This is a genomic window from Cellulomonas oligotrophica (assembly GCF_013409875.1).
Lineage (GTDB): Bacteria > Actinomycetota > Actinomycetes > Actinomycetales > Cellulomonadaceae > Cellulomonas > Cellulomonas oligotrophica.
On record NZ_JACCBK010000001.1, the window covers coordinates 1524886 to 1546827 of the forward strand.

Below are 21942 nucleotides of genomic sequence, written 5' to 3' on the forward strand. Positions count from 1 at the left end.
CCAAGTTTATGCGCCTCCTGCTGCCGGGAGACGGGCGCCGACGGCGCCGGCCTCGGGACCGGGGACCTGCCCACGGGCGGGGTCGCGGCGCGCGCGCACCAGCACCGGGCGTCCGTGCAGGGTGGCGATCAGCGCCGCCCCGACGCCCGCCCCCACGAGCTGCGCGAGCACGTACGGGCCCACCGAGGCGACGTCGATCCCCGCGAACGTGTCGGTGAACGCGCGCCCGACGGTGACCGCGGGGTTCGCGAAGCTCGTCGACGCGGTGAACCAGTACGCGGCGCCGATGTAGCAGCCGACGGCGGCCGGCACCCACGCCTGGCGGTTCGTCCACAGCAGGCCGAGGACCACGACGACGAGCCCCGCGGTCGCGACGACCTCCGCCAGCCACAGCGGCGGCCCGGTCCGCACGGTCGACGACAGCTGCACCGCCGGCAGCCCGAACATCAGGTGCGCGAGCACGGTCCCCCCGACGGCGCCGACGACCTGCGCGACCGCGTACGTCACGATCTCGGCCGGCCGCGCGCGCCACTCGCCCGTGGCCGCGAGCACGAGCGTGACCGCGGGGTTGAGGTGCGCACCCGACACGGGTCCGAGCACGGCGATCAGCACGACGAGCGCGAGCGCGGTCGTGGTGCTGTTCTGCAGCAGCTGGAGGCCGACGTCCGTCGGGGACAGCCGGGTGGCGGCGATGCCGGAGCCCACCACGACGGTGACGAGCGTGCCCGTGCCGACGAGCTCGGCCAGGGCGCGGCGCGCGAGCGGGACGTCCGTCATCGCCGGGCCCGGACGATCGCGCCGTGCATGCCGTCGGCGACCTCGTGCGTGAACCGGACCTCCACGTCGCCGAACCCCGCGGCGTGGAGCAGGTCGCGGTACTCGGCGGCGGAGAGGGCCCCCGCCACGCAGTCGGCGTACGAGCCCCGCCGGGCGCGCTCGGCGGCGTCGAGGTGGTCCTCGGCGACGACGTCGGAGACCCCGACGCGGCCGCCGGGGCGCAGCACGCGGGCGATCTCGGCGAACACCGCCGGCTTGTCCTCGCTGAGGTTGATGACGCAGTTGGAGATGACGACGTCGACGCTCGCGTCGGGCAGCGGCAGCTCCTCGAGGTCGCCCTCGAGGAACTCGACGTTGTCGACGCCCGCCTCGGCGGCGTTCTGCCGCGCGAGCTCGAGCATCTCGGGCAGCGCGTCGACGCCGTACGCCGTCCCGGTCGGGCCGACCCGGCGGGCCGAGAGGATCACGTCGAGCCCGCCGCCCGAGCCGAGGTCGAGCACGACCTCGCCCGCACGCAGGTCGGCGACGGCCGTGGGGTTGCCGCAGCCGAGGCTGGCGAGCAGCGCGGTGTCGGGGACGGTGCCCGGGCCGAGGTCGGTGTAGAGCGCGGCGCCGATCACCTGCGGCGCGGTGGGTGCGCAGCACGCCCCGTCGAGGGCGGCGGTCGCGGCGGCGGCGTACTTCTCGCGGACGTCGTCGCGGACGCGGCTCGTGGTCATGGTCGCCTCCTCAGGCGTGCGCCGACGCGGCGGCGGGGACGCGGTGCACGGGTGTGGGGTACCCGGGCTTGAACGAGACGGCGGCGCCGTCGCGGACGGTCGTGCTGACGGCCAGCAGGTCGGCGGCCTGCACGGCGGCGGTGAGCATGGCGTCCATCTGCTCGGGCTCGCACTCCACCCGGGTGTTGAGCACGGCGGTGGCCTGCACGGCGGGCTCGTCGACCGTCTCGTCGAGGACGCTCCCGCCGCCGACCAGGCTGATCTTGACGTCGCCCGCCGGCGTGGTCGTCCGGAGCTTGACGTGGCCGACGACGTGCCCGCCGGCGTCGCACGCCTCCCGCAGCGTCTCCATGAGGGTGCGCGACCAGAGCTCGGCGTCGAACGTGTCGCCGTCGACGCCGGCCACGACGAAGCGCTGGTTGAGCCAGGCCAGCCCGGCCTCGGCGGCGGCGTACCGGTCGTAGTCGATGGGCACGTCCCACGCGGCGGCGGACTGCTGCGACCAGGCGTCCACGAGCGCGTCCAGCCCGTCGCCGGTGACCGACGAGCACGGCACGACCTGTGCCCGGGGGTAGCGCGCCCGCACGGCCTCGACCGCGGCGGCGGTGCGCGCCGGCCCGGCGACGTCGGCCTTGCTCACCGCGATCACGTCGGCCTCGGCGAGCTGGTGGTCGAACAGGTACGCGAGCTCGGAGTCCTCCCCGGCGGCCCACGCGGCGGAGAACGCCTGCAGGCGGAACGGGTCGACGACCGTGGTCAGCGGCGCGACGACGAGGGCGTCGCCGTAGATCTGCCGCAGCGGCCGCACGACCGTGGCCTGCAGGTCGGTACAGCTGCCGACGGCCTCGATCATCACGGTGTCGACGGTGCCGCCGGCCGCGATGCGGTCGACCAGCGCCGCGAGGTCGTCGAACCGGCAGCAGAAGCAGCCGCCCGTCACCTCGTCGACGAGCGCACCGCGCGACCGTGCCGTCGCGGTGTCGACGAGGTCGGTGCCCTGGTCGTTCGTGATCAGGGCGACCGTACGGCCGGACGACTCGAGCAGGCGGGCCGCGGCGACCATCGCGGTGGTCTTGCCGGCCCCGAGGAAGCCGGAGAGCGGGATCAGGGTCAGGCTCATCTCAGCTACCTCCGCAGCAGGAGTCGGTCGGGGCGGTGGTGCCGGCCGCGAGGGGCAGCAGCACCGGTGCCGACGCCGACGGCGCCGGGTCGTCGAACGCGGCGCGGCGGCGCTCGCCGAAGTCCGCGAGCAGCGCGGCCGCCCGCGGGCGCAGCGCCTCGTCGGCGAGCCACAGGGCCGTGGTGACCTCCCGGCTCGCGCACCCGCGCAGCGCCTTGGCCTCGTGCGCCCCGGAGCCCAGCTCCATCCAGCGCATCCCGGCGCCGTACGCGTCGCGCAGCGGCATGTCGAAGCAGAACGAGAAGTACAGCCCCGACCGGGTGCCGAGGGCCTCGTAGTCGAACCCGGCCCACTTGACGAACAGGCGCCGGCCCCGCGGGATCGCGACGCACGCGGCCACGACCTGCCCGTCGAGCAGCCCCAGGTACCCCCACGGCTCGGCGCCCGCGGCGAGCACCTCGCGCATCACGGTGCTGATGTGGTGCGGCTCCTCGCCGGCGCCGTTCTTCTCGCGGTTGAGGCAGACCAGCTCGGCGATGCGGTCGACGTACGGCTCCAGGCCCGCACCCTCGACGCGGCGCACCTGCAGGCCGGCCCGGGCCAGCGCCGTCTGGTCGGCCGTCATGCGCTGGCGGCGCTTGCGGGGCTGGCGCGCCACGTGGTCGGCGTAGGAGTCGGCGTCGAGCTCGAGGTGGTCGTCCAGCCCCCAGTACCCGACGGACCCGCCCGCGCCGCGGAACGCGTCGAGGATCTCCTCGTTGCCGCGCCGGTCGGGCACCCAGGGGGCCACGACGGCGCGGGCGCCCTGCTCGCGGGCCGCGTCGAGGACCTGGTCGGTCAACCGCCCCAGCAGCCCCGGCGACCAGAAGTTGTACGCGGCCTCGCTGCGGTACCCCAGGGGGCTGCCGACGACGACGGCGGGGAAGAACGCCTCGACGCCCCACGCGGCGACCTCGTCGCTGACGCCGCACGCGGTCTCGACGCCGCAGCAGACCTGCATGCCGTCGGGCCGCTCCCAGCCCAGGTAGGTGCGGGGGTCCCAGTCGACGGCCGGCGGCTCCTTGAACAGGTACGCCGGCAGCCACGCCTCCTCGCCGCGGGCCCGGGTCGCGACCCCGTGCAGGGGTGCGGCCGTGCCCGACAGCGCAGCGGTGGTCCCGCGCAGCCAGGCCCCGCTGAGGAACGGCCAGGTGTCGGGCGCGGCGGCGACGTCCTGCGCCCAGCCCTGCACCGCGACGTCCTCCGACGTCGCGGTGCGCACGCGTGCGGTCCCGGTCATCGTCTCCCCCTCAGCACTTCACGCAGCAGCGGACGGCACCGGCGTCGACGGCGTCGTCGCGCCGGTCCTGCCAGAGCGCGTCGACGCGGGGGTCGGCGTGCTCCCAGTCGAACCAGAAGCCCTTGTCGGTCAGGCGCACGTCCTGGATCCACGGCGACGCCAGCAGCGGGGACCCCTTGAAGAGCAGGAGGCGCGTCTGCAGCACGGTGGGGTGCGCGACGGCCGCGAGGCCCGTCTCGACGAGGAAGTCCTCGAACGTCAGCAGCTCGTCGTACTCGACCCAGGGCGTGAAGGGGATGAAGGTGGGCTGGAGCACGATCCCGAGGTCGCCGGCCGCGGCGATCGCGCGCCGCATGTCCTGGGTGTCGATGCCCTTGTCGAAGATCCGCAGGATCCGGTCGGACGGGAACTCCAGGGCCGACGTCACCGAGACCAGGCCGAGGTCGACGAGCCGGGCGAGCTCGTCGCCGTAGTCGAGGATGTGGTCGATGCGCGTGGTGAACTCGAACGTGACGTCCGGGCCGACCTCGGCGCGCACGCGGCGCATGACGGCCTCCCCCGCCGTGCGGGAGTTGAAGAACTCGGCGTCGATGAAGACGAAGTGGCGCACGCCCTGCTCCGCGAGCGCGAGCGCGTCGGCGACGACGGGCTCGACCTCGTAGGCGGCGACCCCGCCGTCGTACGCGCCGTACACCGAGCAGTAGGTGCAGCGGTGGTGGCAGCCGCGCGTGGTCTCGACGTTGCCGACCAGCCCGCGGGGGCTGTGGTGCGCCGGGTAGTGGACGATCGAGGGGAACAGGTCGCGCGCCGGTGCGGTGAACGCGAGCTTGCGGCGGGCGCCGCGCGGGGTGAGGCCGGCCCGGGTCATCGCGCCCGGGACGGCGCGCACGTCACCGCCCTCGGCGACGCGGCGCAGGTCCTCGGCCACGCGCTCGGGCTCCTCGAAGAGCACGGCGTCGGTGGTGCCGAGGAAGCGGGACGCGTTCATCTGCGCGTACTGGCCGAACGCGACGATCGTCGCCCGCGGGTACGCCTCGCGCAGGTGCGGGAGCGTGGTGAGCGCCCGTTCGAGGGCCTCGAACTGCTGGACGGACAGGAGCACGAGGCCGGGGTCGGCGTCCGGGGCCGCGCCGGGGCGCAGGTCCTGGTCCCACCCGTGCACCTCGTCGACCCCGGCCCCGCGCACCCCGGCGGCGGCGCAGGCCGCGGCCAGTGGTTGCAGCCCTGCTTCGTACGGTGACACCACCACGCATGACGACACGACAGCCATCCCCCCGACGACCTGCACGGACGCCGGTCGATCCATCGATCGACCGCGATGGATCGATGATGGTGGGAGCGGATCCACCCCGTCAAGACGTCGGGTCTGACCCGTTTCTCGCGGTCCGGAGCGGCGACGTCAGAGCGTCGTGGCCGCGCGGAACGCCGCCGCCGAGGCCGGCGAGGACGCGACCCGCCAGTCGGTCTCCTTGTCCTCGTCGAACCACACCAGCCCCGTGACGTCCGGCTGCGCGCCCGCCCAGGCGAACAGGTCCGTCACCCAGCGCGCCTTGTCGCCGCCCTTCTCGGTCGAGGCCGTCTCGCTGAGCAGCACGGGCCGCCCCGGCGCGACCGTGCGCAGCTCGCGCACCGTCGCGTCGAAGACCTGCGCCGGCGAGCGCCACACCTGGCCACGGACCGCCGTCCCCCAGTTGTAGCCGTCCAGGCCCACGACGTCGACGTGCGCGTCGCCCGGGTACACCGCCGCCAGCGGCGTCGACCTCGTGAACGACACGTTGGGCGACCACACGCGCGCCACCGTCGCCCCGCGCGAGCGCAGCAGCCCGTGCACCCGACGGTAGGTCGCGACGTACTGCGCGGCCGTGTTGCCGTTGACCCCGACCGACCACGGGTAGTGCCTGGCGTTCATCTCGTGCGCGAACCGCAGGTGCACCGGGCCGCCGTACGCGGCGAGCGCGTCGCCCCAGCGCCGCACGTAGGCGTCGAAGTCCCCGGCGAGGAAGCGCGCCAGGGCGTACCGCTTCTGGTTCCTCGCCGACGGGTCCCACGGCTCCCAGGTCAGCACCGGCACCGCACCGGTCGCCGCGACCGCGGCCAGCTTCGCGACGTCGGGCTCCTCGCGGAACGACGCGTACCAGAGCAGGTACCGCGGTGCCGAGCCCCATGCCGCGACCCGCGCCGCGAGGGCCGCCCGGTCCAGCGGTCCCCACGGCACGGTGACCCCGAAGGGCACGGGCCGCACGGCCGGGCTCGCGGCGGACGCGGTCGCGGCGAGCAGGGCCGCCCCGCCCGCGACCGCGAGGAAGGAGCGTCGGGTCAGGTCCATGCCGGTCCCGTCGGCCGGTGGCGGGCGGCGATGAGCGACGCGCGGGGTGAGCGGTGCGGTGCCGTCATGGGGCGCGACGGACCGCGTCCCGCCCGGGCCGGTCGCCACGGGGGTGGCCGGGGATAGGTGCGCAGGCGGCGAGCGCGACGACGGCCGCACGCGGGGTGCTCGTCACGCTCGCGGCCGCGCAGTTCCTCATGACGCTCGACAGCTCGGTGATGAACGTGTCGATGGCGACGGTGGCCGCCGACCTCGGCACCACCATCACCGGGGTGCAGACCGCCATCACCCTGTACACGCTGGTGATGGCCACGACCATGCTCACCGGCGGGAAGATCGGCACGATCGTCGGCCGCTGACGGGCCTTCGCCCTGGGCTGCGTGATCTACGGCGCGGGGTCCCTCGTCACCGGGCTCGCGCCGAACCTGGCCGTGCTGCTGCTCGGGTGGTCGCTGCTCGAAGGTCTCGGTGCGGCGCTGATCATGCCCGCCGTCGTCGCCCTGGTCGCCGCGAACTTCACGCAGCGCGACCGGCCCCGCGCGTACGGCACGGTCGCGGCAGCCGGGGCGGTCGCCGTCGCCGTCGGCCCGCTGGTGGGCGGGGCCACCACCACCTACCTGTCCTGGCGGGTCGTGTTCTTCGCCGAGGTGGTGGTCGTCGCGCTGGTCCTCGTGCTGTCGCGCGCCGTCGCGGACGTGCCCGGCGACCGGACGGCGCGCCTCGACCTGGTCGGCACGGTGCTGTCCGTGCTCGGCCTGGGCACCGCCGTGCTCGGCGTGCTGCGGTCGAGCGAGTGGGGCTGGGTCGCACCGAAGCCCGGGGGGCCCGAGCTGCTCGGCCTGTCCCCCACGTTCTGGTGCCTGGTGGTCGGCGCGCTGGTCGTGTGGGTCTTCCTGCGCTGGGAGGCGCTGCTCGCCCGCCGCGGCGGCGACCCCCTGGTCCGGCTCGAGCTGTTCACGCACCCCGAGCTGACCGGCGGGCTGCTGATGTTCTTCCTGCAGTTCCTGCTGCAGGCGGGCATCTTCTTCGTGGTGCCGCTCTACCTCAGCGTGGTGCTGGAGCTCCCGGCCCTCGACACCGGCCTGCGGATCCTGCCGCTGTCCGTGACGCTGCTGCTCGCGGCCGCCGGCATCCCCCGGCTGTGGCCCCAGGCCTCCCCCCGCCGGGTCGTGCGCGTGGGCGTCGCGCTGCTGCTCCTCGGGATCCTCGTCCTCATGAGCGGCATCCGCCTCGACTCGTCGGCCGCCGTCGTCGCCGTGCCCCTGTCCCTCGTCGGGCTGGGTGTCGGGGCCCTGTCCTCCCAGCTCGGCGCCGTCACCGTGTCCGGGGTGCCCACCGAGCAGGGCGGCGAGGTCGGCGGGCTGCAGAACACCGCGACCAACCTCGGCGCGTCCCTCGGCACCGCGCTGGCCGGCTCGGTGCTCATCGCGGTGCTCTCGGCGACGCTGGCCGCCGGGGTGCAGGACAACCCCGACGTGCCGCAGGCGGTGCGCGACCGGGCCGGGGTCGAGCTCGCGGCCGGTGTCCCGTTCCTCTCCGACACCGCCCTCGAGCAGGCCCTCGCCGACGCCGAGGTCGCCGAGGGCACCGCGCGGGCCGTCGTCGCGGAGAACCGGGCGGCCCGCGTGGAGGGGCTCGACGCCGCGCTCGCCACGCTCGCGCTCGTCGCCGTGGGGGCGCTCTTCGCGACCGGGCGGGTGCCGGTCACGACCGGCGGCGGCCCCGTGCCCGGTCCGGCGGGGCGCCGGCGGAGCACCCCGGCCGGCTGAGCCGCCGACCGGCCGGTCAGCGTCCGACCATGGCCATGCCCGCGGCGTCGTACCGGTCGCCGTGCACCCCGACCCGCGAGGCCAGCGCGTCGAGCACGGCCACGTCGTCGGCGCTCAGCGCCACACCGGTCGCCCCCGCGTTCTCCGCCACCCGCTCGACCCGGCGCGTGCCCGGGATCGGCACGACCCACGGGTGCTGCGCCAGCAGCCACGCGAGCGCGACCTGCCCGGGCGTGGCACCCCGGACCGCCGCGACGTCGCGCACCCCCTGCAGCAGCGCCTCGTTCGCGGCCAGGTTCTCAGCCTCGAACCGCGGCACCCGGCGGCGGATGTCCCCCTCGGCGAACTGCGTGGACGTGCCGACGGTGCCGGTCAGGAACCCCTTGCCGAGCGGGCTGAACGGCACGAACCCGATGCCGAGCTCCGCGCAGGTCGCCAGCACTCCCCGCTCGGGGTCACGGGTCCACAGGGAGTACTCGCTCTGCACGGCCGTCACCGGGTGCACCGCGTGCGCCCGGCGGATCGTCTCCGCACCCGCCTCGGACAGGCCGAGGTGGCGGACCTTCCCCTCCTGCACGAGCTCGCCGACCGTGCCCGCGACGTCCTCGACCGGGACGTCGGGGTCGACGCGGTGCTGGTAGAACAGGTCGATCACGTCGGTCCGCAGGCGCCGCAGCGACGCCTCGGCCACCCGCCGGACCTGCTCGGGCCGGCTGTCGAGCCCCACCATCCGGCCGTCCTCGATGCGCCAGCCGAACTTCGTCGCCACGACGACCTGGTCGCGCACGGGTGCGAGCGCCTCGCCCACCAGCTCCTCGTTGACGTACGGCCCGTAGACCTCCGCGGTGTCGACGAACGTGACGCCGAGGTCCACCGCCGCGCGCAGCACGGCCACCATGTCCTCGCGCGTGCCGGGGTTGGGCCCGTAGCTCATCGACATGCCCATGGCGCCGAGGCCGATCGCGCTGACCTCGAGCCCCTCGCCGAGCGTCCTGGTGTGCATGCGTGCGTCCTTCCGTGCGTGGTGCGGTCCCGCCCGGTCGGGCCGGGCGACGACGGTCAGGGGTGGGTCGCGGCCGCCGGGCCGCCGGGCACGACGGCCTCGCCCGACGCGTCGGCGGTGGCCGCCCAGCTGGCGAGCACGCGCAGCGCGTCCGCCGTCGGCGACCCCGGCTCCGCCGTGTAGACGAGGAGCGTCAGCCCGGGCGCCGCGGCGATCGTCATCGAGTCGTACATGAGCTCGACGTCGCCGACGACGGGGTGGTGGATGCGCTTGCGCCCACCGGTGTGCACGTGCACGTGGTGCGCCGCCCAGCGGGAGCGGAACTCCTCGCTGCGCGTCGACAGCTCCCCCACGAGAGCCGTGAGCGCCTTGTCGAACGGGTCGCGCCCGGCCGCGAACCGCAGCACGCCGACCGTGTCGTCCGCCGCACGCTCCCAGTCGGCCCAGAAGCGCGTGGCGGCCGGGTCGAGGAACGCGAACCGCGCGTGGTTGGCGCGACGCGACGGGTCGGCGAACAGGGGTGCGTACAGCGCACGCCCGAGGGCGTTGGCGGCGAGGATGTCCAGCCGCTCGTCGCGCACCACGGCGGGCGCCTGGGTCAGGGCGTCGAGCATCACGCGCACGCTCAGCGGCACGGTCCGCGCGGCGGGCACCGACCGACGGGCCCGGGCCGCCCGCGGACGCGCACCCCGCGCGAGGTCGCGCAGGTGCGCACGCTCCACCTCGTCGAGCCGCAGGACCGTCGCCAGCGACTCCAGGACGCTCTCCGACACCCCCGCGAGGTTGCCCCGCTCGAGCCGCACGTAGTAGTCCGAGGAGACGCCGGCGAGCATCGCGACCTCCTCGCGGCGCAGCCCCGGCACCCGGCGGTGGGTGCCGTAGGCCGGCAGCCCCGCCTGCTCGGGCGTGATCCGCGCACGCCGCGAGCGCAGGAAGTCACGCACCTCGTCCCGGTTGTCCATGCCCGCCACGCTACGACCGGCGGGCCGCGCGAACGAGGCCCTGCCAGTACCCGTCACGGCAGGGACTCCCGCGGGCGCCCGGGCAGCGGTCTGATGGTGGGGCGCCGCCGGCGCACCCCACCCGTCGTGCACGAGGAGGCACCGCAGATGCTGCTCGAGGTCCTGGGCCTGACGGCCCTCACCGCCGTGGTCGGCCACGCCGCCGCGGCCACCCGCCCCCGCCGCCCGGCGCCCTGCGACGGCCCGCCGGTGCGGGCCCCCGAGGACGCCACCTGACAGGTCGGGCGGCGACCGCCCTCAGGGCGTGGGCGACGACGCGCGCAGCTCGGCGAGCGCCGCGACGGCCGGCAGGCGCCACTCGTCGAGGCTGCCCGCCTCCTCCCACAGCTCGTAGGCCTCGGACGTCTCGGGCCCGGCCAGGGCCCGGTCGGCCTGCTCGGCGACCCACGCCACGACCTCCGGCGTGAACGCCGGCGCGACCCGGTCGAGGTCGAGGTCCCCCGGGACGGGCCGGAGCCCGCGCACGGCGAGCGCGAGGTCGACCAGCGCGAGCGCGATCTGGCCGCCGTCGACCTCGAGGTACTCGTCCTCGAACGCCCAGGCGAGGTCCTCGACGACCAGGCCGCCGTCCCCGACCTCGGCCAGCAGGTCGAGCGCCCCGTCGTTCTCCCACGGCCCCGCACCCCATGCACCCACGGCCAGCTCCTCCCGCCGCGGGCCACGCACCCGCGTCTGCGCCGCACCCTGCCAGGGCCCGCCGACACGCAGGACGCGAAGGAGGGGCACCGGTAGCGGCGCGTCCGACCCGCGGACGACCTAGCATCCTCCCGTGACGTCCGTGCCGCAGGTCCAGGTCACGTTCGACTGCGCCGACCCCGTCCGGGTGGGACTGTTCTGGTGCGAGGCCCTCGGGTACGTCCCGTCGGCCCCGCCCGACGACGCGGCCACCTGGGACGACGCCGCCCGCGGGTGGGGCCGGTCCCACCCGGGCGCGTGGTTCGCGTGCAGCGACCCGGCGGGCTCTCGTCCCCGGCTGTACTTCCAGCGGGTGCCCGAGGGCAAGGCCGTCAAGAACCGCGTCCACCTCGACGTCAAGGTCGGCGCCGGGCTCGTCGGCGACGACCGCCTGGCCGTGCTCGAGGCGGAGTGCACGCGGCTGACCACGCTCGGTGCCACCCGGCTGCGCCTCATGCTCGCCGACGAGGAGAACGAGTCGTGCCTCGTCATGGCGGACGTCGAGGGCAACGAGTTCTGCCTCGACTGAGGCGACGGACCCGCACGACGATCGTCCGGCGGGCTCGCCGTCGACGACCTGACGGAGCACGTGGTCGGCTCCGCCAGGTCGTCAGCACGGGCAGCCGCAGCTGCCGACGCGGTCGTGGGACGTCTCGCCCTCCACGCCCCCGCCGCGGGTCTCCGAGGAGCGGCCCCTCGAGGCCCGCCGCACGATCGGGCGGACGTCCCGACCGGTCACAGGGCGCGCAGCGTGAACCGCTGGCAGATGTTGTCCAGCGACGCCCACTGCACCAGCGCCGTGCCGTTCGCCAGACCGCAGCCCGCCAGGTCGAGGACCTTGCCGCTGTGCCGCGCGACGAGGCGTGTCGAGCCGTCGGCGAGCGGCTGCAGACGCCACTGGCTGCCGGTCGACGAGCAGGCCCCCTGGGTCAGGCTCGCGCCGTCCGCCGTCGACCCGGACGCGACCACCAGGCACGCGGACGGCGACGAGGCGGGGTGCATCCGGTAGTAGCCGTTGTCGGTGTGCTCGAAGGACCACCGCTGGCACGCGGCACCGTTCCAGGCCCACGAGCGCACCGAGGCGCCCGCCGTGGTCGAGCAGTCCGCGACGTCGACGACCTTGCCGCTCTGGCTGCTTACCACGGCCACGGTGCCCACGGGGGCGAGGCGCCACTCCTGGCACACCGTCCCGTTGGAAGCCCAGGTGCGGATGTTCGTCCCCGTCGCGGGCGCGCAGTCGGCCAGGTCGAGGGCCTTGCCGGTGGCACGGTTGGTCAGCCGCGACCAGCCGTCCGTGGTCGGGGTGACCTGCCACTGCTGGCACGCGTTGTCGAGCCAGGCCCACTGCCGCACGTCGGTGCCGTCGGCCGCGCCGCAGCTCTCGACGTCCGCGACCTTGCTGGTCGCGCGGTTGACCAGGCGGTAGTACCCGTCAGCTGTCGGGTCGAGCACCCAACGGCTCGACGTCGGGGAGCAGGGCTGCTGCGTCATCGCACCGCCGTCGGCGGTGCCGCTGGCGCCCACGCACAGCCCGCTGCTGCGGTTGACCAGAGCGTACGCCGCGCCCTCCACCGCGGCGGTGATCGGCCCCTGCTCGCCCGACGGGACGGCGAGGTCGGTCGTCGTGGAGACCGGGGTCCCGAGGCTCGGGGACCCGTCCGACGCCCACGTGAACGGCTGCGCCCGAGTCGACCGCGTGCTGCCGCAGCCCTCGCCGGCCGAGGCGTTGGCGTGGTAGACGATCCAGTCCTGCGTGCCGTCGGGCGAGCGGAAGAAGCCGTTGTGCCCGGGTCCGTAGACGCTGCCGGCACGCTGGAAGACCGGCGTGCTCCGCTTCGTCCAGGACGACGGTGACATCGGGTTGCTGCCGGTCAGCGTGAGCATCCCGAGCGTGTAGTCAGGGGTGGTGCACGAGCTGGCCGAGTACACGACGAACGTGCGCCCGTTGCGCTGGATCACCTCGGGCGCCTCGTTGACGCGCCCGCCCTGGGTCTCCCACGAGTGCTGGGGGCGGGAGATGAGCACCCGCGGACCGGTGACGGTCCACGGGTTGGTCATCGCGGAGATCCACAGGCTCTGGTCTGCGCCCTGCCACTCCGACCACAGCAGGTACAGCTGCCCGCCGACGGTGAGGTAGGTGCCGTCGATGTTCCACGTGCTCGGCATCGGCGTGGAGCGCAGGGCGTACGGGCCCATCGGGTCGTCGCCGGCGCTCTCCAGCACGCGCAGCTTCTGACCGTCGAGGTTGACGCTCGTCCCCGACGTGTACATCAGGTACCACCGCGTGCCGTTCGGCCCGTCGAGGCGGTGGAACTCCGGTGCCCAGAAGTTGAACCCGCTGTCAGCGGCCGTCTCCGACCAGACGTGCACGGGCGCGGCGTCGCGCAGGCCGGCCAGGGTCGGCGACTTGCGCATCACCAGCTGCGAGCTCCACGTCGTGGTGGCGAGGTAGTAGTTGCCGTCGTGGAACTGCAGCCACGGGTCGGCGCCGTTCGGGAGGAGAGGGTTGCGGACGGTGTCCTCGCCGACCGCCGTGGCGGTCGGCGAGGACACGACGAGGGCGAGGACGGCGAACAGCGCCGCGACCGCGGCGATGACGGCTCGGACGAGGGCCCTGGACGGGTGCGGCGGCATGGTGGCGGCACGAGGAGGCACGAGTTCTCCATCGATGAAGGACCACGTCGGACGCGGTGCCCGAGGCGATCGGAGGGCGGGGGACGGATGGTGCGTCGGCCGCGCACCGGTGCCGGGCACCCCGGCACCGGCCGCCGATGCTGCGCCCCGGCGACGCGGCGCAGCACCGAGGTGCGGCGGACTCGCCAGGGATACGCGCCCTGCGCCGCCGTGTCTACGACCTAAAACGTTTCAACACGTCCGGGCGCAGGAGTCGGCCTCCCCCGCCGAACCGGCGGACCGGCTCACGACCCGAGGTCCGTCGGCCGCCGGGCCAGGAGCACCAGGCTGCGGCGCTCGCCTGCGCCCTCACCGTCAGTCTCCCTTGACGTTGACGACCTGGCGGAGCACGTGCCGGACCTCCACGAGGTCCTTCGCGTCGGCCATCACCTGGTCGATGTCCTTGTAGGCGGCGGGGATCTCGTCGAGGAACGCGTCGGTGTCCCGGTACTCGATCCCGACCATGGCCTCGCGCAGCTGCTCGTGGGTGAACGTGCGGCGCGCGGCCGTGCGCGAGTACTGCCGCCCGGCGCCGTGCGGGCTCGAGCACAGCGACATGGCGTCGCCGGTGCCGACCACGACGTACGACGCCGTGCCCATCGAGCCGGGGATCAGCCCGGGGTCGCCGGCCCGGGCCCGGATCGCCCCCTTGCGGGACACCCACACCTGCCGGCCGAAGTGCTCCTCCAGCTCGGTGAAGTTGTGGTGGCAGTTGACGCGCTCGCGCTCCTGCACGGGCTCGCCCATGAACTGCGCGAGGGCGTCGACGACCCGGTCCATCATCTCCTCGCGGTTGGCCAGGGCGTAGTCCTGGGCCCAGCGCAGCTCGCGCACGTACGCCCAGAACTCGTCGGTGCCCTCCACGAGGTAGGCCAGGTCGCGGTCGGGCAGCTCGATCCACCAGCGGCGGCACAGCTCGGCCGCGACCTGGATGTGGTGCTGGGCGATCTTGTTGCCCACGCCGCGCGAGCCCGAGTGCAGGAACAGCCACACGGTGTCCGCCTCGTCGACGCTCACCTCGATGAAGTGGTTGCCGGACCCGAGCGAGCCGAGCTGCAGGGCCCACCGCGACGCGTACCGGGCGGGGTCGAACCCCGCGGCGGCAGCGGCCTCCTCCAGGACCGCGACGCGCGCCGCGGCCGAGGGCGTGAGGGTCGCGTTGGCGGCGCCCGCCGACAGCGGCACGCGCCGCTCGACGTCCCGGCGCAGCTCGGCGAGCGGGCGGCCCGTGCCGCGCAGCTGCTCACCGGTCCACTGGGTGCGGACGGCGATCATCCCGCAGCCGATGTCGACGCCGACGGCCGCGGGGATCAGCGCCCGCTCGGTGGGGATGACGCTTCCGACGGTCGCACCCTTGCCCAGGTGGGCGTCGGGCATGAGGGCCACGTGCGGGTGCACGAAGGGCAGGGTGGAGGTGCGCAGCGCCTGGTCCCGGGTCGCGGTGTCCAGCACCGAGGCCCAGCTGACGAGGCGCGCACCGATCTTCTCGAACGACATGCGGGCGAGCGTGCCAGCCGGGGCGGTGCGCTGTCGGCCTGATATCGCCGACCGCGGCGTCCCCGGGGGAGGTCAGGCGGGGACGGGGGCGCGGGGGACGTCGAGACGGTCGACGGGCAGCGGGTGGGCGAGGTGGAAGCCCTGGACCAGGTCGCAGCCGGTGGCGCGGACCGCCTCGAGCTGCTCGGCGGTCTCGACCCCCTCGGCCACGACCGCCAGGCCGGTGGCGTGGGCGGCGTGCACGACGAGCTCGAGCAGGCGCCGGCCGCGCTCGGTCGCGGGGGCGACGAGGGACCGGTCGATCTTCAGCGTCGACGCCGGCAGGTCCTGCATGCGGCCGATCGAGGTGTACCCGGTGCCGAAGTCGTCGATGCTGACGCCGACGCCCAGGTCGCGCAGGGCCTGGAGCCGCGCGGGCGCCTCGGGGTGGTGCACGAACGTGGTCTCGGTGATCTCCAGGACGAGCCGGCGCGGGTCCACGCCCGTCATCGACAGCGCGACCTCGACGTCGTCGACGACCGCCGGCGAGGCGAGGTGCCGGCCGGAGATGTTGACGGCGACGGTCACCGGCGAGCGGCCCTCGGCGTCCCAGCGGGCGATCTGCCCGCACGCCTCGACCAGCCCCCAGCGCCCGACGTCGCGGATCAGCGACGACTGCTCGGCGAGCGGGATGAACTCCGCGGGGGCGAGGACGCCGTGCCCGGGCCGGTCCCAGCGGGCCAGGGCCTCGTAGCCGACGACGTCGCCCGACCCGACGTCGACGATCGGCTGGTAGTGCATGACGAAGTCGCCCGCGGCGAGACCGTGGCGGATCGCGACCTCGAGCTCGGCGGTCTCGCGCAGGTGGCGGCGCAGCTCCTCGTCGAAGACCTCGACGCGGCCACGGCCCGCGGACTTGGCCCGGTAGGCGGCGGCGTCGGCCTCCTGCAGGAGCACGTCCGCGGCCACGGCGCCGTCGTGGCAGAACGCGACGCCGACCGACGCGGACACCACCAGGTCGCGGCCCCGCACGCGCAGCGGGGTGCGGACGGCGTCGAGCACGCGCTGGGCGACCTGGTGCAGGACCTCCTCCGACGGCGGGTCGTCGACCAGCACGACGATCTCGTCGCCGCCGACCCGGCCGACCAGGTCGGTGGCCCGCACGGACGCCCGCGCGCGCTCGGTGACGTGCTGGAGCACCTCGTCGCCGGCCGCGTGGCCGTACGTGTCGTTCACGGCCTTGAAGTGGTCGATGTCGACGAACATGAGCCCCACGAGGCCGCCGTCGGCCTGGGCCCGGGCGAGCGCGGCCTCGATCGTCTCGATGGTCCGGGACCGGTTCGCGATGCCCGTGAGGTCGTCGTGCGAGGCCTGGTGGGCGAGCGCGGCCTGCGCCTGCTGCCGCTGCTGCACGGCGCGCTCGGAGTGCTGGACGGCGACGTACATGCGCCGCAGGGTGAGGCCGACGACCACGAGGAAGCCCACCCGGACGGGCCACGAGTCGTGCTCGCGCCCGGTGAGGACCTCGGCGGACTCGATGGACGGCGCCACGAGCCCGGCCGCGATCATGCCGGCCATGCGCCATCCGGTCAGCCGGCCGGAGGTCGTGGCGGGACGGCCCACGTGCCGCATCGAGGGGTGCAGGGCGGCGGCGCCGGACAGCAGGTAGGACAGCAGCCACAGGACGTCGAGCCAGCTGCCGAGGCTCTCGCCGTACGTGAAGGCGTAGGCGATGTCCGCCACGAGCAGGAGCAGCATCGACGTCACGAGCAGCTGGTACGCGGCGGGCCGGGCACCCGGGGCGAGGCTGAGCCGGGCGAGCGCGGCGACGACGACGACGTCGACGAACGGGTAGCCGAGCGCGAGGGTCGTGGTCAGCGGCGGGTCGCCGGCGACGAGGATCGGCTCGGCGACGAACACGTACACGAGCAGGCCGAGCGCGGCCGTCGCGATGCCCGCCTCGAGGCGGCCGACGGGGTCGGGCCCGCGCCGCCGCGCCCGGATCAGCAGCACGAGGCCGGCGACCAGGAACGGGTACGCGCTCAGGTACACGACGTCGGCCGGCGAGGGGAACGGCTCCACGCCGAGCACGTGGGAGTACCAGGAGAACATGGCGTCCCCGACGACCAGCACGAGCTGGCCGAGCGCCAGCAGGTACCAGGCCGCGGCCGCCGCGGGCCGGTGGGTGCGGACGCCCACCACCATCGCCGCGACGCCGAGGAGGCCGATGACCACGAACGCGACGTCGCGGGGCGCGCCGACGGGCAGCAGCGACCACACCACCAGGGCCGCGGCTGCGACCGTCTGGTACGGGGCCCACCACCTGTGCATGTCGGCCGGATCGACCGGCCGCCGACGCCGCTGAGCGGTCGTCCGACGTGTCCCCCGCCTGCGCGCCACGTTCACCCTCCCCGCACGAGGCCTGCACCGACGCCTGTCATCGAGGGGTTGTCCCGCCGTCACGGGCAGGGCTACCGTCGGTCGGGTCCGTCGAATGGAGACAAAACGTGACATTTGCACCCGTACGACCCCGCCACCACACCCGCAGGCCCGCCGACCCGCGCGCACGACGACGTGCCGCCGCGCTCGTCGGCGTGATCCTGCTGGCCGCCACCGCGACCGCCTCGCACGCCGCCGTGACCGGCACCGGAGCCGGCACCAACGACGCGGCGGCGCTGCCGACGTCCGTCGGCGACGTCCTGTGGTCCCAGGAGTTCAACGGCGCCGCCGGCACCGCCCCCGACACCTCGGTGTGGAACTACGACACCGGCGCCAACGGCTGGGGCAACGCCGAGCTGCAGAACTACACGACGTCGCGTGCGAACTCCGCGCTCGACGGCGCGGGCAACCTCGTGCTCACCGCCCGCCGCGAGGCCGACGGCGGCTACACGTCGGCCCGCCTGCAGACCAACGACAAGGTCGAGATCCAGTACGGCCGCATCGAGGCCCGCATGCAGATCCCCCGCGGCCAGGGCATCTGGCCCGCGTTCTGGATGCTCGGCGCCGACTTCCCCGCCACCTCGTGGCCGTCGTCCGGCGAGATCGACGTCATGGAGAACGTCGGCAAGGAGCCGCACCTCGTGCACGGCACCGTGCACGGCCCCGGGTACTCCGGCGGCAGCGGCATCACCGGCAGCTCCATGCACCCGCAGGGGTGGTCGTTCGCCGACGACTTCCACACCTTCGCGGTCGACTGGAAGCCCGGGCAGATCACCTGGTACGTCGACGGCAAGCAGTACCACCAGGTCACGCGCGCGTCCGTCGGCTCCAACGCCTGGGTGTTCGACAAGCCGTACTTCCTCATCCTCAACGTCGCCGTGGGCGGCAGCTGGCCCGGCTACCCCGACGCCACCACGAGCTTCCCGCAGCAGATGAAGGTCGACTGGATCCGCGTGCTCGACAACGGCACCGGCACGGGCGGCACGGGCACCGGCACGCTGCGCGTCAACGGCGAGCTCTGCCTCGACGTGCCGTGGGGCGAGGCCCGGGACGGCAACCCCGCGCAGGTCGTCGCGTGCAACGGCAACGTCGCCCAGCAGTGGACCCGTGCCGCCGACGGCACCGTGCGGGCCCTGGGCAAGTGCCTCGACGTGGCCGGCGGCGGCACCGCCAACGGCACCGTCGTGCAGCTGTGGACGTGCAACGGCACGGGCGCGCAGCGCTGGACGTACGACGCCACCACCGGGGCCCTGCGCAACCCGCAGTCCGGCCGCTGCCTCGACGCCGTGGGCGGCCTGCCCGTCCGCGACGGGCAGCGCGTCCAGGTCTGGGACTGCACGGGCGCCGGCAACCAGCGCTGGACCGTCTGACCCCGACGCACCGACGGGCGCCCACCGCACCGGTGGGCGCCCGTCGTCGCGTGCGGGACGGTCCGGACCGTCGGTCAGGCCCGGTCGTCGCGCGGCGGTGTGCGGGCGGCCGCGCGGCCGGCGACGGCGCCCGCGAGCAGGACCACCGCCACCCCGCCGACCGCCCACGGCAGCCCCACGGCGTCGCCGACGGCACCGATGGCCGGGGGCCCGGCGACGTTGGCCAACGACGCGAGCGACGTGACCGCCGCGATCCGGGCCGCCGCGTCCCCCCGCGCCGCGGCCAGGCTCACCGCCACGGGCACGGCGAGCGCGGCACCGAGGCCCCACACCCCGGCGCCGGCGTAGGCGACCGGGACGGACCCGGCGGTGACGAGCACCAGGACGCCGACGGCCGAGACGAGGGCCGAGGTGACGAGCGTGGCGCCCCGCCCCGCCCGGTCGACGAGGCCGCCGCCGAGCAGCCGCCCGGCGGTCTGCGCGACGAGGAACACGGAGACGAACGTGGCGGCAGCACCCTCGTCGACCGCGAGCGCCTCGACGACGAGCGGCGCCATCCAGCTGTTCGCGGCCCCCTCCGACAGGGCGGCGCCGAACACGACGACGCCGAGGAGCACGGTCGGGCGCTCGAGCCACACGCCCGTACGCCGGCGTGCGCGGGGGGCGACCGGTGCGGGGTGCTCCCCGGAGCGCTCCAGGTGGGCACGGGGTGCGTGGGCGTGGTCGCCGCGCAGGAGGAGGCTCACCGCGCCCCGCCCGAGCGCCGCGACGGCGGCGAGCGCGGCGATCTGCGCGGCGGGCCCGACGCCGGCGGCCGCGGCGGCACCGCCGACCGCCGCCCCCGCCGCGCCCGCGATCGAGTACGCGGCGTGGAACTGCGGCAGCACGGTGCGTCCCACGCGCCGCTCGGCCTCGGTGCCGAGCACGGCCTGCGGCACGTTGGTGAGCGCGAAGGCGGCGCCGTGCAGCACCGCCGCGCCGAGCAGCCCGGGCAGGGTGCCGGCGTGCAGGGCGGCCGCGAGCCCGCCGTACGCGAGGACGAAGCCGACGGTCGCGGCGAGGTACACGCGGGGCGCGCCGGCGCGCTGCACCCACCGGCCCGCGAGCGGGATCGTCACCAGCGTGCCGAGCGCGTTGGCCATGAGGAGGCGACCGAGGCCGCCCGCGTCGAGGCCGGCCTCGACCCCGATCGCGGGCAGCCGGACCGTCCAGGCGGCCAGGCTGAACCCGTTGACGCAGTACGCGGCGAGGACGAGGGCGCGCAGCCGCCACGCACCCGGGGACGCGGTCGCCCGGCCGACGGGTGCGTCCACGACCCGCCCGCTCACGGCAGGGCGGTGAGCACGACCCGCAGCACCTGGTGCGAGGGGCGCAGCCGGTACCGGGGCAGCACGCCCTGCCCGCACGACGCGGTGCCCACACCGCTGCGGGCCGCGTCGAGCGAGACGTGCGTGGCGGTGGCCGGCGGCAGGTCGTGGTCGTGCGCGGTGGTGGCGACGGTGCGGCGGTCCCACGGGCGGACGGTGAGGGCGACCGCGGCGGCCGCGCTGCTCCCGGCCGGCCGGGGTGCGGTGACGGTCAGCTGAAGCCGACGACCCGCTGCGCGACGCGGTAGACGAGCAGGGAGACGCGCCGGCCGCCACGCCCGGGCAGGTTGCTCACGGCGCCGAGGGCCGACCACCGCACGCGGCGGTACAGCCACCAGTCCTCGGCGCGCAGCTCGGCCCACAGGGCGTCGCGGGCCGCGAGGTCCTGCGGGGTGCCCGAGCGCAGCAGCAGCACCGACGACACGGCGCAGACGATCTCCAGGTGGTGCAGCAGGTAGCGGCGCAGGCGCCGGTCCGTCACGGGGGTGTCGTGCAGGTGCCGCAGCATCGCGCGGTTGACGCGCAGCTGCTGGTCGAGGCGGCGCAGCATCACCGCCTCCTGCACGGACTGGTCCTCGCGGCCGATGAAGTACCGGTACAGGTCCACGTCCAGGTAGTACAGGGTCCGCACCTGGGCGAGCGGGACGAACGCGTAGAGGTTGTCGACGTAGAAGGTGTGCTCGGGCAGGCGCAGGCCCACGTCGCGCAGCAGCTGCGTGCGGTACACCATCGCGTGCATGAGCATGTAGCGCCCGCGGCGGAACCGGCGCGTGCCGGACCACGTGGTGACGGTCCGCCGCGGGAGCGCGGAGCCGAACCGCACGACCGTCTTGGTCCGCTTGCCGGTCTTCTCGTAGACGAAGTTCGACACGACGAGGTCGACGTCCTGACCGCCCTCGACGAAGGCGAGCAGGGTCCGCACCAGCTCGGCGAACGCGTCCTCGTCGACCCAGTCGTCGGAGTCGACGACCTTGAACCACGTGCCCGTGGCGTGCTCGAGACCGGTGTTGACGGCCGAGCCGTGGCCGCCGTTGGCCTTGCTGACCACCCGGACGCCCGGGTGGCGCTCCGCGTACCGCTGCGCCAGCGCCGCGGTGCCGTCGGTCGACCCGTCGTCGACGACGACGACCTCGACGGCCGGCCCCACGCCCACGAGGGTGTCGAGGCACCGGTCGAGGTAGGCGTCGGAGTTGTACGCGGGCACGACCACGGTGAGCACCGGGGTCGCGACCGCGGGGGTGCCCGTGCCGGACTCCGGCGCGAGCGGGGCGAGCTGGGTCATGCGGTCCTCGCGTCGTCGAGGGCGGGCCCCGGGTCGGGCTCGCGCGTGAAGATCAGCTTGAAGATGGGGAAGAACACCCAGAACGATATGGCCGCGTTGACGACCATCGTCAGGACGTCGGCCAGGGTCTCGCCCGTGCGGCCCAGGCCCCACGAGTCGATGAGCAGCGTGTACAGCGGCGTCTTGTACAGCCCCTGGGCCGCGGCCGCCCCGAGGGTGATGACGACGTAGGCCAGGGCGTACCAGGACGCCGCGCGCAGGATCGAGCTGTTCGACCGGAACGTGATCGTGCGCTGGGCGAAGAAGTTGATCACCTGCGCGATCAGCAGCGTGATCTGCACGGCGAGGAAGTATGCCAGCCCGCCTCCCCCCTCCGGGAGCGATCCGGCCGCGTAGTCGAAGACGTGGTACGCCGTTCCGTCGACGTTCGTCCCGACGGCCCACACCTGGAACGGGACGTCGACGAGCGACGTCGCGTCGAACACCGCGCGGAACGCGGGCATCAGCGCGAGCTGGAGCACGGTGATGCCGTTGCTCAGGACGAAGAAGACGACGAACTGGGCCGTGCCGGGGCGGCGCTCGGCGAACGACGACCACAGGTGGCGCAGGCGGGAGATCACGGCGGGGAGGTCCTCTCGGGGGTGG

The 21942-nt window shown here is 74.9% G+C and carries 21 protein-coding genes; 5 read left to right on the forward strand and 16 right to left on the reverse strand.

What is annotated here, in order from left to right; all coding sequences use genetic code 11:
- Positions 1-6: 6 nt before the first annotated feature.
- The 6 genes from BKA21_RS06755 to BKA21_RS06780 all read right to left on the reverse strand — a co-directional run bounded on the left by BKA21_RS06755 (position 7) and on the right by BKA21_RS06780 (position 6221).
- Positions 7-777 carry an aquaporin gene (locus BKA21_RS06755; protein ID WP_140457540.1) on the reverse strand — a complete coding sequence of 257 codons (771 nt, stop codon included), beginning with the start codon at positions 775-777 and terminating at the stop codon, positions 7-9.
- Positions 774-1496, reverse strand: a complete 723-nt coding sequence (arsM, locus tag BKA21_RS06760; protein WP_140457541.1) for an arsenite methyltransferase — start codon at positions 1494-1496, stop codon at positions 774-776. Before arsM ends, BKA21_RS06755 begins: the two co-directional genes overlap by 4 nt.
- A gap of 10 nt (positions 1497-1506) precedes the next feature.
- Complete coding sequence (locus tag BKA21_RS06765) at positions 1507-2616, reverse strand: GTP-binding protein (RefSeq protein ID WP_140457542.1); 1110 nt, start codon at positions 2614-2616, stop codon at positions 1507-1509.
- A gap of 1 nt (position 2617) precedes the next feature.
- The gene (locus BKA21_RS06770) at positions 2618-3895 is read right to left on the reverse strand and encodes a peptidogalycan biosysnthesis protein (protein WP_140457543.1); all 1278 of its coding nucleotides are present in this window, start codon (positions 3893-3895) and stop codon (positions 2618-2620) included.
- Positions 3896-3905: 10 nt separating this feature from the next.
- Positions 3906-5144 (reverse strand): arsinothricin biosynthesis radical SAM protein ArsL, encoded by a 1239-nt coding sequence (arsL, locus tag BKA21_RS06775; RefSeq protein ID WP_179625327.1) that lies wholly within the window; start codon positions 5142-5144, stop codon positions 3906-3908.
- Positions 5145-5294: 150 nt separating this feature from the next.
- Entirely contained in the window at positions 5295-6221 is a 927-nt protein-coding gene (locus BKA21_RS06780) for a glycoside hydrolase family 26 protein (RefSeq protein ID WP_140457545.1), read from the reverse strand.
- A 164-nt stretch (positions 6222-6385) separates the two neighbouring features.
- Between BKA21_RS06780 and BKA21_RS19070 the strand changes: the two genes are divergently transcribed.
- Positions 6386-6580 (forward strand): hypothetical protein, encoded by a 195-nt coding sequence (locus BKA21_RS19070; RefSeq protein ID WP_203793386.1) that lies wholly within the window; start codon positions 6386-6388, stop codon positions 6578-6580.
- Between the two features lie 12 nt (positions 6581-6592).
- On the forward strand, positions 6593-7990 hold the full coding sequence (locus tag BKA21_RS06785; RefSeq protein ID WP_257023599.1) for an MFS transporter: 1398 nt from the start codon (positions 6593-6595) through the stop codon (positions 7988-7990).
- Positions 7991-8006: 16 nt separating this feature from the next.
- Here the strand turns inward: BKA21_RS06785 and BKA21_RS06790 are convergent, their stop codons facing one another.
- Both BKA21_RS06790 and BKA21_RS06795 read right to left on the reverse strand, forming a co-directional pair.
- Positions 8007-8993, reverse strand: coding sequence for an aldo/keto reductase (locus BKA21_RS06790; RefSeq protein ID WP_140457546.1), 987 nt, complete (start codon positions 8991-8993; stop codon positions 8007-8009).
- A 56-nt stretch (positions 8994-9049) separates the two neighbouring features.
- A complete protein-coding gene (locus BKA21_RS06795; protein WP_140457547.1) occupies positions 9050-9955 on the reverse strand; it encodes a helix-turn-helix transcriptional regulator in 906 nt (301 codons plus the stop codon).
- 126 nt (positions 9956-10081) lie between these two features.
- Here BKA21_RS06795 and BKA21_RS06800 point away from each other — a divergent pair, with 126 nt between their 5' ends.
- Positions 10082-10231 (forward strand): hypothetical protein, encoded by a 150-nt coding sequence (locus BKA21_RS06800; RefSeq protein WP_179625328.1) that lies wholly within the window; start codon positions 10082-10084, stop codon positions 10229-10231.
- A 21-nt stretch (positions 10232-10252) separates the two neighbouring features.
- Here BKA21_RS06800 and BKA21_RS06805 read toward each other — a convergent pair whose 3' ends face one another.
- Complete coding sequence (locus tag BKA21_RS06805) at positions 10253-10651, reverse strand: DUF4259 domain-containing protein (protein ID WP_140457549.1); 399 nt, start codon at positions 10649-10651, stop codon at positions 10253-10255.
- A gap of 133 nt (positions 10652-10784) precedes the next feature.
- Here BKA21_RS06805 and BKA21_RS06810 point away from each other — a divergent pair, with 133 nt between their 5' ends.
- The gene (locus BKA21_RS06810) at positions 10785-11219 is read left to right on the forward strand and encodes a VOC family protein (protein WP_140457550.1); all 435 of its coding nucleotides are present in this window, start codon (positions 10785-10787) and stop codon (positions 11217-11219) included.
- A gap of 206 nt (positions 11220-11425) precedes the next feature.
- Here BKA21_RS06810 and BKA21_RS06815 read toward each other — a convergent pair whose 3' ends face one another.
- The 3 genes from BKA21_RS06815 to BKA21_RS06825 form a co-directional block, all read right to left on the reverse strand.
- Positions 11426-13345, reverse strand: a complete 1920-nt coding sequence (locus tag BKA21_RS06815; protein ID WP_203793382.1) for an RICIN domain-containing protein — start codon at positions 13343-13345, stop codon at positions 11426-11428.
- A gap of 333 nt (positions 13346-13678) precedes the next feature.
- Positions 13679-14860, reverse strand: coding sequence for an RtcB family protein (locus BKA21_RS06820; RefSeq protein ID WP_140457551.1), 1182 nt, complete (start codon positions 14858-14860; stop codon positions 13679-13681).
- A gap of 72 nt (positions 14861-14932) precedes the next feature.
- On the reverse strand, positions 14933-17170 hold the full coding sequence (locus tag BKA21_RS06825; RefSeq protein ID WP_140457552.1) for a putative bifunctional diguanylate cyclase/phosphodiesterase: 2238 nt from the start codon (positions 17168-17170) through the stop codon (positions 14933-14935).
- Between the two features lie 176 nt (positions 17171-17346).
- Between BKA21_RS06825 and BKA21_RS06830 the strand changes: the two genes are divergently transcribed.
- On the forward strand, positions 17347-18648 hold the full coding sequence (locus BKA21_RS06830; protein ID WP_239072716.1) for a glycoside hydrolase family 16 protein: 1302 nt from the start codon (positions 17347-17349) through the stop codon (positions 18646-18648).
- A 74-nt stretch (positions 18649-18722) separates the two neighbouring features.
- Here BKA21_RS06830 and BKA21_RS06835 read toward each other — a convergent pair whose 3' ends face one another.
- From BKA21_RS06835 to BKA21_RS06850, 4 genes are read right to left on the reverse strand one after another with little or no spacing between them, the layout of a single operon-like run.
- Entirely contained in the window at positions 18723-19976 is a 1254-nt protein-coding gene (locus BKA21_RS06835; RefSeq protein WP_170208906.1) for an MFS transporter, read from the reverse strand.
- Positions 19973-20329: a beta-galactosidase small subunit-related protein gene (locus BKA21_RS20135; RefSeq protein WP_140457554.1), complete on the reverse strand. Its 357-nt coding sequence runs from the start codon at positions 20327-20329 to the stop codon at positions 19973-19975. The genes BKA21_RS06835 and BKA21_RS20135 overlap by 4 nt, the downstream gene beginning before the upstream one ends.
- On the reverse strand, positions 20227-21297 hold the full coding sequence (locus BKA21_RS06845; protein WP_140457555.1) for a glycosyltransferase family 2 protein: 1071 nt from the start codon (positions 21295-21297) through the stop codon (positions 20227-20229). The genes BKA21_RS20135 and BKA21_RS06845 overlap by 103 nt, the downstream gene beginning before the upstream one ends.
- Positions 21294-21917 (reverse strand): hypothetical protein, encoded by a 624-nt coding sequence (locus BKA21_RS06850; RefSeq protein ID WP_203793380.1) that lies wholly within the window; start codon positions 21915-21917, stop codon positions 21294-21296. The genes BKA21_RS06845 and BKA21_RS06850 overlap by 4 nt, the downstream gene beginning before the upstream one ends.
- Positions 21918-21942: the final 25 nt, after the last annotated feature.

What these genes read in the sequence shown, in the direction of transcription:
- BKA21_RS06825 (WP_140457552.1), bottom strand. Translation starts at nt 17,170, where the DNA reads ATGCACAGGTGGTGGGCCCCGTACCAGACGGTCGCAGCCGCGGCCCTG.
- arsM (WP_140457541.1), bottom strand. Translation starts at nt 1,496, where the DNA reads ATGACCACGAGCCGCGTCCGCGACGACGTCCGCGAGAAGTACGCCGCC.
- BKA21_RS06820 (WP_140457551.1), bottom strand. Translation starts at nt 14,860, where the DNA reads ATGTCGTTCGAGAAGATCGGTGCGCGCCTCGTCAGCTGGGCCTCGGTG.
- BKA21_RS06770 (WP_140457543.1), bottom strand. Translation starts at nt 3,895, where the DNA reads ATGACCGGGACCGCACGCGTGCGCACCGCGACGTCGGAGGACGTCGCG.
- BKA21_RS06845 (WP_140457555.1), bottom strand. Translation starts at nt 21,297, where the DNA reads ATGACCCAGCTCGCCCCGCTCGCGCCGGAGTCCGGCACGGGCACCCCC.
- BKA21_RS06765 (WP_140457542.1), bottom strand. Translation starts at nt 2,616, where the DNA reads ATGAGCCTGACCCTGATCCCGCTCTCCGGCTTCCTCGGGGCCGGCAAG.
- BKA21_RS06755 (WP_140457540.1), bottom strand. Translation starts at nt 777, where the DNA reads ATGACGGACGTCCCGCTCGCGCGCCGCGCCCTGGCCGAGCTCGTCGGC.
- BKA21_RS06795 (WP_140457547.1), bottom strand. Translation starts at nt 9,955, where the DNA reads ATGGACAACCGGGACGAGGTGCGTGACTTCCTGCGCTCGCGGCGTGCG.
- BKA21_RS06780 (WP_140457545.1), bottom strand. Translation starts at nt 6,221, where the DNA reads ATGGACCTGACCCGACGCTCCTTCCTCGCGGTCGCGGGCGGGGCGGCC.
- BKA21_RS06790 (WP_140457546.1), bottom strand. Translation starts at nt 8,993, where the DNA reads ATGCACACCAGGACGCTCGGCGAGGGGCTCGAGGTCAGCGCGATCGGC.